The sequence below is a fragment of the Oligoflexus sp. genome (assembly GCF_035638955.1).
GTDB lineage: Bacteria > Bdellovibrionota_B > Oligoflexia > Oligoflexales > Oligoflexaceae > Oligoflexus.
The window spans coordinates 15,431-29,108 of the sequence record NZ_DASQYZ010000337.1 but is presented as its reverse complement, the minus strand read 5'-3'; the positions used below and the strand labels follow the sequence as shown (position 1 = coordinate 29,108).

The following is a 13,678-nucleotide window of genomic DNA, read 5'->3' as shown; positions in this document are numbered from 1 at the left end:
CGGAGAGTTTGGGGGGGTTTACCTAAAAGTCAGCTTTTTCGCAAACCACCTTGTCTTCATGACAGAAGGCTTTGCTGCCTTTTTCGCAGGCATTCAGCGTTCGTGCCTTGGCTTCGAGCATGGTTTCGCCTTTGCCGTGGAAGGTTCCAAAGGGAGTATTCAAAAGGCAGCTGAAGGCCGGGCGTTGTTCCCGCAATCGATCCAGTTCGTTTTGCAGTTCACGGACGCTTAATTCCAGGCTGCGAATGCGTTCTTCGAAATCAGAGGGATGACGTGGACCGTGGGCCCATGCGGATGAACTGAGGGTAAGCAGGGTCAGGATCAGAGGCCATGTTTTCATGATTGTCCTCGCGGGTGGGAAGCAAGGGTTTTTGCTCCTTACGGTGAGGATTGCAGTGGCTGTACCATTCTTAAGCTGCTGAAACTATTTGAGTCTGGTTCCGAATGAGGCGTGATCCCGGCGGCTCAGTTGTATCCTTTTTTGCTCTTTTACCAGGTAATGGGGCTGCCCTTCCTCCCTTTTTAGTAAGTTTTTGATGGTTCCAGCCGAAGCGTTGATGGGCAGAAACACTTTTAAATCGCCCGGAGCCGGGATGTTCCGTCTTGTCTTGACATGGATGGTCATGGTCCTGCTGCTGTCCTGCAGTGGAACCACGAATCGGTCGTCGACCGAAGAGGATGACTTTGCCCTGGATTTGGACGATGACGGCGATAAGGTCGATGACAAAGGCTACTTCAGTGATCTGCAGCGCAGCGAGGCCGCTCTAGGATTTGAAACATCCTTCCCCTTGCCGTTTGCGGTGGGCAAGAGCATCGATCGCTTTGAAGCCACACCAGAACAGGCGAAAAATCCTCAGGCATCGGTGATTTCTGTTTTGCTGGGCACATGTAAGTTTGCGCTCAAAACCGGTCCTGTTCAGGTGGATCGTTATATCCTGGCCGGACAGTGGATTAAACTCAATGAATCGCTGCCTGCCGGTGTTCCCGTAAAACTGGAGCCGCACATGGACTTAAATTTAAAAATGGCGGCCAAGTTGGTGGTGGAAATCGCTGACGCGGATCAGGCGACATGTCGCTCTCTTCTGTCCGGTCGACGCGTTTATATTGGGCGATTCCATTTGAACAAGTCACGGGTGGGATTGCTGGCAGGACCAGGCTATCCGCGCGCCGTGTTCTCATCACGATCCATGGAGCCCAAAGGCAAGCGGGTCTTTATTCGTTGGCAGGCGGGTGCCGCGGCGCCGATCCTTATCGATGATTTTGATTTCCCGGCGACCTCGGAATCAGGTATTTTCCGCTCGCTCATGGGTGAGAAAGGTTATTACTATCTCGTCTTCCAGGCTGCTCTGCGGATGGATCAGGTCGATCAGGTGATGATTAAGATTCCATTTACCCCGGATGCCAAAAGCCGTATTCCGGAGAAGCAAAATCGCTCCAAGCCTGGGAGGAAGAAGCAGGACCAGTGAATTTCTGTTAGAATGTTAAATTCAGGGAGGTTGGACGCAATGGTGGCAGGCGGCCCGAATCAACGTGAACATTATCGAATCTTCTATCGGGCTCCCGATCAGCCTGTTTTTCAGTGCGATCAGGGCAAGTTTGCAGTGTTGGATATTTCCGAGGGCGGTTTTCGCTTTGCCTTTAAAAAAGGCGCGCTCTTTATGGAAAAGGATTATCTGGAAGGCACCATCCACTTTCCCAGCAAACGTGGTTCGGTTTTTGTCAAAGGCCAGGTCCTGCGTGTGTTCGATCGGGAAATCGCTGTGCAACTGGATGCGGGTGGGCGCGTGCCTCTGGCCAAGATCATGGAAGAGCAGCGGGCGCTGATTCAAAAAGGTAAACTTTGACGTCCTCCCCACGGCTAAAGCCGGGGGATTCCTAGGCCACTTCAGGCGCTAGCGCATCACGCCCGATGCGGAGGATGTTCAGTGCTGCGTTGATATCTCTTTCGTGGATTGCTCCACATTCACAGCACACCCATTCCCTTACCGAGAGTCCTTTCAATCCTTTCGGAGCGCTGGCCGGGATTGCTCGACAGCCAGAACAGGTTCTCGTTGTGTTGGTCTCATCGACCTCCACATACCAACGCTGACGCGCACTCGCTTTATATTTCAGCATTGTTTTAAACATCGTTGTGCCAGCATCATTGATGTACTTGGCCATCTTTGTTTTGGCCAGTTTTTTCGCAGACAACTTTCCCACGACGATGACCTTATTTTCTTCGACTATTTTTGTTGAAGCCTTGTGCAAGTCGTCCATGCGCTTGTTTCTGATCTTCGCATGAATACCTCTAGCTTGCCGTTTTTTCCTGCCTTGCTGGGCTTTACCGAGTTTCCGCTCCATCATTCGGTAGTATCGCCCATTGGATACCTTCTGCCCGTTGGATAGCGTCGCTGTTGACTTCAGGCCGAGATCAATTCCAACTTGTCCGGATGCTTCAGATACTTCGACTTCATAATCAACGGAGATGCAAAGATACCAGCGCCCCCTTGAGTCTTCGCACAATTCACCAGAACCATAGTCACCTTTTTCAGGAAGCCTCTCGGCCTGGAATAACTTCAGCTCCTGGCCAGAATAATAGGCATTGCCATCTTTAAAAGTGATCCCCGTACTTTTAAAAGGAATCCATCCCAATGACTTCCGGCCACGCCAGCGAAGCTTTCGCTTCTTGGCTTTCTTCCTGCGCAAAGCATGTTCTGAGCAGATTTCCTGGACCGTGGTTGAATTGATTCCAAGGTCTTTCCCCACACCCTTTGTTAGCTTCTGCAGATCGAAGCCTGAAAGCCATTCGCTGTTATAGCGAATGGCATAGAGCGAGGTCTCGTTGCAGTAGTTCCAGACATAGTTGACAGCCCGCGCCATCCGTTTGAGATGCTTTGCGCTGGTTGAGTCTTTTATGCGGATTTTTACTGTTTTCGTTGCCATTTCGCTCACACGGTGGTATTTCGAATAGTTATACAGACTATAGGTATATAACACAATGAAAAAAATCAAAAGCAATAACAACGTCGTCTTCTCTTGCACATATCATGTTGTGTGGGTCACAAAATATAGGAAAAAATACCTGGAAGGTGCTGTTGAAAAGCGACTCAAACAGGTATGCAAAGAAGTCGCGAAAGAATGCAATTTTGAAATCAATGAGATGGAGTGCGAGCTAGACCACATCCATTTGGTTGTGGGTGTCGATCCACAGTTTGGAATACACAAAGCAGTGAAACGCATGAAGGGAAGATCATCCAGAGTTCTAAGGCAGGAGTTTCCTCTACTCAAGCAGCGGCTGCCTACGCTCTGGACCAACTCGTACTTCGTTTGTACAGTAGGAGGAGCGCCAATCGCTATCGTTAAGCAATATATTGAGTCACAGAAGGAACGCGCGGTACGTTGAAATCGAAGAAGTGGTGCCCAGCTCCGCAGGGCACCGGGCGGCTTATATCCCCATGGCTGAAGCCAGGGGCTTTACGCCGCATTTCGGTAATCTTCGGTTAATGGAAGTTTCGTGCTGGCGGCAGCCTGGTGAAAGTTTCCTCGAGAGTCCCCGGAGCTTTGGGCCCGGTACGATCCAGCAAAGACGCAATCTTCGGATCCTTCACATGTCTTGGATAGACCTGCTGCACCAGGACTGAATGTCCTTCCCCCTGCCTTTGCAAACGTCCCCGCACACAAAGAAAAGCATGCGTATGGGCAATATGCTTATAAAGCCCCAAGGTCTGCGGCGTGAAGACCAAATTGATAAAACCTGTCTCATCTTCCATGGTAAAAAATTCCATGCCCTTGGCCGTCATGGGCGCCTGTCTTACCAGCACAAGCCCAAAAGCATGAACGGTTGAACCATCGCGCCGCTCGCCGAGCTGGCTGGCCGTTTCCAATTTTTGCACGGGCAGTTCATAGGACCAAAAGCGTTCCCGCAAAAGCTGGGCGGGATGCTGCCCCAGTGTGGTGGAGAAGCTGCCAAAATCCCTTTCCAGACGCATCTGATCATCCTCGACGGTAAATTCATAAGGCAGCTCATGATCCAAAAGCGGAGCAAAGGGCACGGCTTCCGTCAGCCAGATGGCGGCCGCGCGATCGATTCCAAAACCTTGCAGAGCACCCGCTGCCGCCAGGGCCGTGAGATCGGTCCGGTGGGTGACGTTTTGCTGTAAAAATGGACCCAGACTGGTCCAGAGCCCCTGGGAACGCCTCTTCTCGATCAGACGGCGCGCGCCGGCTTCCTTGATGCCGCCCACCAGATGAAAGCCCAAACGGATGGCCCAGACCCCGGGCCTCTGTTCCTCGAGTGTGCTGTCCCAGTCCGAACGATTGATGTCGATAGGGTGAAAGGCCAGACCCTCGCGCCTGGCTGTTTGCACCAGCGCATGAATCGAATAGAAGCCCACCGGCTGGGAATTCAGTAGCGACACATAAAAGGCGGCTGAGTGATGACACTTCAAATAGCTGGAGGCATAAGCGATCATGGCAAAGGAAATCGAATGGGATTCCGGAAAACCATAGTTGGTGAAGCCATGAAGATGGCCCAGAATCTGGGTGATGAATTTTTCCTGCAGACCGCTTTTTCGAAAACCCTCCTCCAACTTTTTCACCATCGGCCCAAAGCCTTTGGTGGGGGACCAGCTGCCGATATGCTTGCGCAACTGATCCGCTTCGGATGCCGAAAAATTGCCCACCAGCATGGCGATGCGCATGACCTGCTCCTGAAAAATCGGAATGCCGAGTGTGCGCTTTAAAATGGGAATCAGGCGTGGATCCGGATAAAGAATCGGTTCCCTGCCCTGCTTGCGCCGCAGATAGGAATTGATCAAACCCCCGACGATGGGACCCGGACGAATGATGCCGATCTGCACGGCGAGTTCATAAAAATTTTGTGGACGCAGACGCGGCAGCATCGACATCTGCGCCCGCGATTCAATTTGAAAGGTGCCGACTGTTTCCGCCTTTTGAATCATGCGATAGGTGGCGGGATCATCGGCCGGTATTCCATAAAGCGTATAACGTTTCCCCTGAGTCTTCTCCACCAGGTCGAAGGCTTTGCGAATGACGGTCAGCATGCCGAGAGCCAGCACATCGATTTTGAAAATATTCAGCGCCTCAATATCTTCCTTGGACCATTGAACAACGGTGCGACCTTCCATGGTGGCTGGCTCAATCGGCGAGATGGTGGTCATGTCCGTATGGTTCAGGATAAAGCCTCCGGAATGGATGCCCATATGCTGCGGAAAACCTTTGATGCGTTCGGCGAGGTCGAACCACAGATCCACCGGAATCCGGTCCGTCACGGTTGGGTCGCCCCAGCCCGAAGGCATGTTTTCGTCGAGCGTAGGTGCCTCCAGGCGCTGCAGCCGCCTTTCCTGCAGAAGGTTGACGTCTTCGATGATAGGCATGGGGATGCCCAGGGCTTTGCCCACTGTGCGCAGAGCACTCCGACTGCGAAAGGTAATGACGTTGGCAACCATGGCTGCACGGTGGCGGCCGTAGCGTTCATAAATATGCTGGATCACCTCCTCACGCCGCTCATGTTCAAAGTCCACATCGATATCGGGCGGCTCACCACGCTCGGCACACAGAAAGCGTTCAAAAAGGAGTTCAAAACGTTCGGGATTCACGGATGTGATATGAAGCACATAACAGATCGCGGAATTGGCCGCGGAGCCTCGGCCCTGACAGAGAATATCCTGTGAGCGTGCCCAGCTGACGATTTGCCAGACGGTAAGGAAATAATCGGCGATGCTCAGATGCGCGCTCAGATCCAATTCCTTTTCGAGCGTGCTGGCCACAGAGGAAGGAATGCCACCCGGATAGCGTTGCCGAGCCGCTTCCCAGGTCACTTCTTCGAGATAACTCTGGGCTGTATGTCCCGGAGGCAGCATTTCCTGAGGGTACTGATAGCAGAGTTCCCAAAGATTGAAGCGAAAGCGTTCCGCCAGTTCCTGCGATCGCCGCATGGAATCTGCAAAACCAGGCAAACCCTGGTAACGCTGATAGAGCAGTTCGGTCGGTTGCAGACATCGTTCACGATTGATGAAAAGGTGCGGCATCACCTCGTCCACCGTTTGATTCAAGCGGATGGCCTGCAGGATATCACAGAGTTCCTTGGATTTTTCATCATGGAAGAAAGCATCCTGGCTGCAAAGGTAAGGAATCTCAAGACGCCGGCCCAACTCCAGGGTTAAAGGAATCCAATGATCCTCGGCCGGATTCAAATGCCGACTGATCAGAAGAAAAAAATTAGGCCCAAAGGCCTCGCGCACGCTTTGATAACGGGCATAAACCATGGCCGGCGTGGCCCGACGGATGAGACCCCGCATGGGCTGAAGGCAGATCAGATCCGGACTGGCGGCAGCCAAAAGTCGATCCAGCGGCAGGACCGCAGCATCCTTGCTGCCCTTATGGGCGAAGCTGATCAGCTCATTCAATTGGTGATAGCCGGAGCGATTCAGGGCCAGAAGGATGATGCTGTCCCGATAGACAGGAGGCTGTTTATGATCCGCTGCCAGATGGATTTCACTGCCAAAAAAAAGGGGAATCTGTTGGCCCTCGGCCAGCAGCTGCTGCACCTGGCCCTCGGCCAGCAGCTGCTGCTGCCGAAAGGCTCGCACAATCCCATACACGCCATCATAGTCGGTGATGCCAAGCCCGCGATAACCCAATTCATGGGCTCTCTGCACGCAATCCTCGGGATGCGAGGCGCCGACCAGAAAACTGAAATTGGTATGACAGGCCCATTCCCACCAGGGCCTTGAAGCGTCAGCCATAGACGCCGAGAACCAGGAAATGCCCGGCGGATTCCCGGGCGACCCACAGGAGCTGCTGATCACAGAGAACTTCATAATAATCGCGCACCGCGGTCTGGCCGGGACGGATCCACCATTTCTCCATGGTGCGTTCGCGGAATTTCCACAAGAGGCTCTGGCCAGGACGAAACAGGGGATAGGCTTTCTTCTGCATATAGAGAGGTCGGCTGCGACCGAGGCTGTTGAGACTGGTGACATGCTCGGGCTGAGGCGGCGCGATGGTTTCCTGTCCGGCTCTGGCAAAGGAATCTTCGGGCACCCAATCATCACGCAAAGCATAGGCCTCGAGGGGAGCCGGGAGCTGGTTCTCCAGATTCAGGAGTTCCTCCCACGCGCTGCTTTCCCCTTCGTTAAAAAGAGTCAGCTGCCGTGGGGGTGGCTGCAACTTTTGAGTGATGCGGAGTTCCCAGGATACGATCCAAAAGCATGGATCCTCGAATTCACTTAACCTTTGCTGCTGCAAAGCTTTTTGCAGAGCAAAGGAAATTTGGAGCAGGGCTGTCCTCTGCTGGGGATAATCATGTTGGAGGCTATGGGGATGGCGAAAGAGGATTGAGACAGGGAGTTCTTGCAGGTTGTAGAGGACAATCTTCCACTCCAACGCCAGAATACGCTCACCTTTCTTAAAGGAACTTAAGAGCGGGAAGTGATTGAGGTCATCACGTAAATAAGTTTCCAGCACATCCCAATCCCGGGCCGGTGCATCCAGAGTGCGGCGCACGCAAAGATCGGCACCCTGCACTTCGCTCTGCCAAGGGAAAAGCATAGGGGCCGCACTGTTGGGAAGCAGAGGCGGGGATGGTGGCTGCCAAGTCAAACTCCAAAGATCACCAAGAAAGGCACCGAATCTTCGCCGAATCTGTTCGGGCGGCATTTTCTTAAGATGATGAGGTGTGCTGCAGCCGAGTCGACGCATAGCAAGCTGCATCGGTCTTCGCCGCTTCTGAAGTTCCACACGTGAACCCTCTCCGGGGCTGTGTTCGGCATAACGGGTACAGGCCTGCCACCAATCATCCCAGCTGAGCCCCTGCAAAAGATTATCGCCCATGGAACTGTGCCGATTGATGAGACCAAAATAATTTTGCTGGGCAAGGCAGGGTAAAAGCAAAAGCGCCTGCCACGGATGATCGCCAAGGACCGCCCGGTAGCTTGAGACCCCGCAGATTTCATCCAGATGCCCCAGGAGGAGTTGATGAAAACTCATCCGCCTTGTTTGGGCCTGGGACTGCCAGTAGACCTGACAGCTCGCTAGATCAATCAGCCATACATCTTCCGCCCAGTGCATCACCTCGGGACTTAAACTATGCCCCAGCTGCTTCGCTTCCGCGGGGGAAGCGGGCCACTGCAGGGCCAGAAAGCGATCCTGCTGAGGGCTTTGCAAATTCCGTGTGAAATCAGGAAAGGACAGAAGCTTATGCATGGCTGTCTCCTTGTTAAATGAAATTATGGAAAGGCAGCAGAAGCTGCCGCTGCTGATGACCCTTGAGAAGCGTGATGCCGACATGCTGGTGGGAAAAGTCCCGCCAGCAGTTGATGCGGATGCGGGCCCAGACGTTGCCATGGGCTGTTGTCAAAGTGTAAGGATGCAGAACGAGGATGTGCTGCTGCAGACGGCGCGCCTGTCTTGCAAGAAACGCATAGTCCTCGTCGGTGAGGCGGGGTACGCCGTCCAGGACAATCACGCGAAAAAAACCGGAAAGAAAGAGTGGTTTCAATTCGATAAGAGGTTTGGTGCTGAAAGCAAAGCGCAGCTGCTCCAAACGAATCCCGCGGGCATGCCAGGCCAGAGGATTGACACAAATATCCTTTTGCCCATAAACCCATAGAACCCAGGCTGGCGGCTGTTCACCCTGTTGGGCACTGACCAGAAAAGGCAGAATAAGATCCCGTAGGCCTGTTCCCCAGGGCAGACCCCATTCACTGAGGTCGCCCCAACCCAGGCCGCCACCCAGGAAGCTGTCGAGCAGGGACACGTGGCTGGGCAGCGGCGGCTGCGATAACCTCGCTTTCCCTTGGGAGAGCTGGCTTGCAGGGACTGTAACGTTTGGTTTTTTCTCATTCTTTTGCACAACATACCCCTTACCATACAAAAGCATGGTAACCAGGTCCAGGCCGCTTCGTCAACTCCGCCCGAAAATTTCATCCCTTGGGGCGAGGGGTTTCTACAGAATTCCCAAACTCAATTATCAAGACTGGCGCGGGTTTGCCGATGCGTATGGCAGAAACGTGGAGGTCCGGTTTGCAGGAGCAGACCAAAAATACCAGTAACTCTCAGCACGGCCAAAACTCGCAGCGGCTGTTCGTGCTCGTATGGCTGTTTTGGGTTTTGATCCTGCAGCTCATCGGCCCGAGTGCGGTGCACGATTCCATTCAAACCTATGCCGCCGACCCCGTGCTCTTCCGCGTCCGTGACAAGCTGGGCAAGACCCCGGAGCTTTCACCGCGTTTGAAAATTCTGGCGCTTGATGATGGCACGATCGATTTTCTGAAAAAACCCGAGCTGAGCGTGCATGACCTTTCCCTGCTGCTCGGCAATATCGCCAAGAAAAAACCTCGAGCCATTATTCTTGATAAAGTCTTTTCGCTGATGCCTGAGAAAACCAATGAGGAAGATTTGGAACGTCTTCGGCAGATTAAGGACGCGCCGGTCTATACGGGTTCCTTTATCAACCAGGCTGCCATCAAACTGCGGTCGCCTTTGGAACTGGAAGAGGACAAATACGGACCCACACGCTGGCTTAAACCCGGCGCTGATTGGGAGGATGTCCTGCGGCATATGCGCAGCAGCAAGGATGTGAAGGATACCTCGGGTTTTATTTATGCCTATGAAAAAGCCTTTCAAGGGGCCTTCACGGGTGTGGGTCATATCAGGATCAACACCAATGGCAGCGTCATGCCCTTTATTCTCTATCAAACCCATTATCTTTTGCCCCATCTCGCTCTTTATGCTGCGGACAGCATCGAGGTCGGAAAAAATTTGGAAATCAATGGCCAGAAGGTTCCACTGCGTGAGAATGGAAGCGTCTATGTCAACCATCGACCTCTTCCTCTTTTTTACGACGTGGCCCACATGCGCAGTCTGCAGCATGCCATCAAACGAGCTCGCGAGGATCGAACGGAATCCTGGATTCAGGAAGATGATGTGGTTCTCATCCTGTTTGACTTCTATACGGGTGCCACCAACTTCATTGAAGGGGCGCCCTTTGGTGAATTGCCGAACGGCATTCTGGTGTCGACACTGGTGGACTCGGTGGTGGCCAATCGGTGGCTCACGCCCATGGGTTCCTTGCCCTGGCTGATCATTTTGGGCACGATCCTGGGAACAGCCATTGCCCGCTATACAGGGCCGATGCAGTACTGGGCTTTTCTCCTTATCGTAGCGGCCCTTTGGTTTACGCTCGTCAATTACCTCTTCAGCTATCACAGTATTATTGTGCCTTGGGTTATGCCCTTGATCGGCCTGCTCGGAGGCGGCATCATTCAGTACATTTATAACAGGTTGGGCAGCGAATGGCGGGTGATGGAAGTGGAAAACCAGTACCTGCAGGAGAGGGCCCGCCGCCTGGAAGAGGAAAAAGCCAAGGTGCAATTCGCCGAACGGTTGAACCTGGGACGCGCCGTCCAGGAAATCCTTCTGCCCTCGCAAATGGAGCAGACGTTTCATCCCTTTGGCATCTCCATGAGCTATCAGCCCGCGCAGGAGATGAGTGGGGACTGGATTTATCTTTGGGAAGCTGGTGACACCGAAAGGCGTATCTTCCTGGGTGATGTCGTGGGCAAAGGTCCCTCTGCGGCCATCCCGGTCGCTGTGATTATCGGCATCCTCGGCGAATGCCAGGGTCTCGGCATGTCCATTCAGGAAACCTTGCAGCGTTTGAACCGTCGGCTCCTGGAACTTTTCGACAAGCAGATCAGCAGCTCGGTCACCGCGATCGCCTTGCATCAGGACGGTCATGTCGAGATTCATAATGCGGGATCACCTGGCTGGTTTTTGCGGGAGTCGGGTCAGTCACGGTATATTTCCCTGCGTTCCTCGGCCTTGGGCGTGACAGAGGACAATGTCATCAGCCACGAAGAACTGCGGCCGGCGGCGGACTCCATCCTCTTCGCCTTCACCGACGGCTATATGGAAGGTTCGCGAGCTTTCAAGCGCCTCATCCAGCGACTGGATCAGATGCCTTCGGAGCCGATGACGATCGACGTGCTGCAATCCACCTTGGATGAAGTCGGCAAGGATTTCCGTTTGGAAGATGACCGCTCTCTTTTGCTGATCAACTGCAAAGCATCCTGAGTTTCAGAACACCATACCCAAATGAAAATTCAACAGACGGATGGACGTTTCTGTATTCCGGTCGGAACGATCCAAGGAGAGGTTTCGACGGCTGCCGTCCTCGCGGATTTCCTCCTTATTGCCGTTGACCCTCGTGGGTGAAGCCGGAATATAGGCGCCTATCCATTCGCAGCCGATCGTAAATCGCGACCATTGCCACTGGTTGCCGATGCCAATCAGAAACCCAGCGTCGGTGCGGCTATAGTCGCTTGTATGCGTGACCCAGAACGTGGAATCCTCGATGATGAGATCCCTGTTTTCCCGATGCACATATTTTTTACGAACGCCAAAGCCGCCTTCCATGTAAAAGCTGTTGCTGGTAAATTCCTTGACAGTGATCGCCAGCAAATCCGAATGCGCCCTGTAATCATCAAAGAGGCCCGATACCTCGTCACTGCGCAGGTACTTCAGTCCCAGATGGACATCAGGACGAAGATAATAGGAACCCATCACGCCGCCGGCCAGGCCATCACCAAAGCCAAGCGGTTGAACTTCAAGGCTATAGGTCGAGCGTGTGCGATGGCCCCGACTGCTTTCATCCCGGACAGTGCCATCATTTGACGCAAAAGCCGGCACCGCGAAAAGTAAACCCGCCATCCAACGAATAACCTGGCGAACTTGAACAGAATTGCTGGACATAGAAGACCTCAAGTGGGGTTATCCAAACGACCAACCCAAGGACGATCGGATATTCAAAATGCGGCACACCCGCGGCAGGCGTATTTAACCCACTGATATAATAAGTCAATATTTCATCCGGCCGGGATTTTCGTGTAGCGCAGCTTTTGTAGTCTGTGTCACGAATCATGATACCTTGTCCCACAGTCATTATTAGGACTTATGCCTGGCACTATACTTGAAATAGAAGAGCATCGAATGAAGGTGGTTCAACTGTCGGGAAGGACGGATGCTATGTTGATGTCATTGCTTATGACGCTGACTTTGGTGGCTCAAAATGATGTGAATGATTCGAACGATCATGAAGTGCACAGCTTTGCCGATCGTTTGAAGGCGAGTCATGAGCTGAAGAAACCTTCGGCTCTCGAGCCCGAAGAGGATGAAGTACAAAATAAGACTACGCATGCCGCTCGACCTTTTCAGGTGCGCATGACTCAGACTGTAGCGCGACGCCGCTAGGATCTTGCATCTCTACTTATCTTCCTATCTGATGCATGGAATCGTGCATGATGGTCCTGAGAAGGATTCCGCATGCTCGCCTTTCTCCACCAAAATTTTTGAATTCCCCAAAATTTTTGATTTACAAACAGACAGGATCGTCGGAGGATGGCGACACATTTCATGTGAGCTAAGGAGAATCAACATGAGATTTCTCAAGCGTGTTTCCTCTATTGCACTGTTTCTAAGTTTTTCGTCGTGTGGATCATCGACCCAGCCTGTATCGAACAGCGAACTGCGTGAAGCGCCGAATGCAGTGAATGCCTATCAAAGAATTGGTCTGGCCACCAAGCCCTATACCAACGTCCGCACCTCGGCGCAGGTGAATGACCCCCGCAGATACTGGAGCGGCTTTTACTGGCCCACCTATCAGGGCGGGATTGCCCAACGGTGGCAGAACTTCATCCAATCAGAATCCTACGTTGATTTTCTTTACGGCGTCGCCGCCTTTCAGGATTATTTACAGCTGCCGCCTGAACAGGTCAAGCAGCTCTCGCCTGCAGAAAAATACGATCTTTGGCTGAATGACCCTTCCATGGGACTCACCCGGTCGGAGCAGCAAAAGGTTGTGTCAACAGCCCAGAAGTTTGGCAATAAAGTTCCGACCTGGTTTGGGATCTGCGACGGCTGGGCTCTGGCCGCTTCGATGGAGGATGAACCTATCAAAATGGTTCGCGCTCAATCGGCGAGCGGGCAGAAAATTGACTTCTATCCCGAGGACATCAAGGCGCTCATGGCCTATTACTATACCTTCGCGCCGAAGCAGTACGTGGCAGCCGGTGGGCGTTGCAACCGTCCCACCGTCACCAAGGATGCCAATGGTCGGGTCATCGAACCTGAATGCCGTGATATCAACCCCGCTACCATTCATCTGGCCCTGGATCGTTTTGTAGGGGACGCCAGTCAAAAACTGGTCGTTGATATATCCCGTGATGAGATGGTCTGGAACTACCCGATTCAGAGTTATCAATTCCAATATAGCAATTTGCGTCCACTGAGTGATGACGTTGCTTATCAGCATGCGGCTCCCGGTACCCAATTCCTGGTCAATGTCGATGCACAGGTCATGGTGGTCAATGGTGTGAACCCGACCACGCAGCTGAAACCGCAACGCGACTATTCCGAAAAGCAATGGCGCTATATCCTCGAGCTGGACGGCAACTCGAATATCATCGGTGGCGAATGGATTACGGATGATCATCCCGACTTCGTCTGGATCGTGAGATCGGTGGGCAATGGCTCGTCACGGGTCGACTACCGCAATCTTTCGACACTCGCCCAGGCGTCCCGCATGTTTTAAGTCTTCACTGGAAACGGGGTGATCAGCGAATGATCACTCCGTATTGTTATGTAGCCACTCCCTGCCCATCTAGGCAAGCTCTTCGAC

General features: G+C 53.0%; 12 protein-coding genes. 6 read left to right on the top strand and 6 right to left on the bottom strand.

The genetic code is table 11. The features are described from left to right. Positions 1-22: 22 nt before the first annotated feature. Positions 23-340 (bottom strand): hypothetical protein, encoded by a 318-nt coding sequence (locus VE954_RS29780; RefSeq protein WP_324959813.1) that lies wholly within the window; start codon positions 338-340, stop codon positions 23-25. A gap of 253 nt (positions 341-593) precedes the next feature. On the opposite strand from VE954_RS29780, the gene VE954_RS29775 reads away from it, so the two are divergent. Next, entirely contained in the window at positions 594-1,466 is an 873-nt protein-coding gene (locus tag VE954_RS29775) for a hypothetical protein (RefSeq protein WP_324959811.1), read from the top strand. A gap of 39 nt (positions 1,467-1,505) precedes the next feature. Continuing rightward, positions 1,506-1,844: a PilZ domain-containing protein gene (locus VE954_RS29770; RefSeq protein WP_324959808.1), complete on the top strand. Its 339-nt coding sequence runs from the start codon at positions 1,506-1,508 to the stop codon at positions 1,842-1,844. Between the two features lie 31 nt (positions 1,845-1,875). Here VE954_RS29770 and VE954_RS29765 read toward each other — a convergent pair whose 3' ends face one another. Next, positions 1,876-3,003 (bottom strand): transposase, encoded by a 1,128-nt coding sequence (locus VE954_RS29765; protein ID WP_324959807.1) that lies wholly within the window; start codon positions 3,001-3,003, stop codon positions 1,876-1,878. Between VE954_RS29765 and tnpA the strand changes: the two genes are divergently transcribed. Then, positions 2,978-3,382: an IS200/IS605 family transposase gene (gene tnpA, locus VE954_RS29760; RefSeq protein ID WP_324959805.1), complete on the top strand. Its 405-nt coding sequence runs from the start codon at positions 2,978-2,980 to the stop codon at positions 3,380-3,382. The two genes, VE954_RS29765 and tnpA, sit on opposite strands and share 26 nt — an antisense overlap. 97 nt (positions 3,383-3,479) lie before the next feature. Here tnpA and VE954_RS29755 read toward each other — a convergent pair whose 3' ends face one another. Genes VE954_RS29755 through VE954_RS29745 form a run of 3 tightly spaced genes read right to left on the bottom strand, consistent with a single transcriptional unit; the run spans position 3,480 to position 8,854 of the window. Continuing rightward, entirely contained in the window at positions 3,480-6,746 is a 3,267-nt protein-coding gene (locus VE954_RS29755; RefSeq protein WP_324959803.1) for an error-prone DNA polymerase, read from the bottom strand. Further along, positions 6,739-8,205, bottom strand: a complete 1,467-nt coding sequence (locus tag VE954_RS29750; protein WP_324959801.1) for a hypothetical protein — start codon at positions 8,203-8,205, stop codon at positions 6,739-6,741. The genes VE954_RS29755 and VE954_RS29750 overlap by 8 nt, the downstream gene beginning before the upstream one ends. 13 nt (positions 8,206-8,218) lie before the next feature. Then, a complete protein-coding gene (locus VE954_RS29745; protein ID WP_324959799.1) occupies positions 8,219-8,854 on the bottom strand; it encodes a hypothetical protein in 636 nt (211 codons plus the stop codon). A 170-nt stretch (positions 8,855-9,024) separates the two neighbouring features. On the opposite strand from VE954_RS29745, the gene VE954_RS29740 reads away from it, so the two are divergent. Continuing rightward, complete coding sequence (locus tag VE954_RS29740; RefSeq protein WP_324959797.1) at positions 9,025-11,076, top strand: SpoIIE family protein phosphatase; 2,052 nt, start codon at positions 9,025-9,027, stop codon at positions 11,074-11,076. A 3-nt stretch (positions 11,077-11,079) separates the two neighbouring features. Here VE954_RS29740 and VE954_RS29735 read toward each other — a convergent pair whose 3' ends face one another. Beyond that, on the bottom strand, positions 11,080-11,754 hold the full coding sequence (locus VE954_RS29735) for a hypothetical protein (protein ID WP_324959795.1): 675 nt from the start codon (positions 11,752-11,754) through the stop codon (positions 11,080-11,082). Between the two features lie 273 nt (positions 11,755-12,027). Here VE954_RS29735 and VE954_RS29730 point away from each other — a divergent pair, with 273 nt between their 5' ends. Beyond that, on the top strand, positions 12,028-12,252 hold the full coding sequence (locus VE954_RS29730; RefSeq protein WP_324959793.1) for a hypothetical protein: 225 nt from the start codon (positions 12,028-12,030) through the stop codon (positions 12,250-12,252). A gap of 184 nt (positions 12,253-12,436) precedes the next feature. Next, positions 12,437-13,591 (top strand): hypothetical protein, encoded by a 1,155-nt coding sequence (locus VE954_RS29725; RefSeq protein WP_324959791.1) that lies wholly within the window; start codon positions 12,437-12,439, stop codon positions 13,589-13,591. The last annotated feature ends 87 nt before the right edge of the window (positions 13,592-13,678 follow it).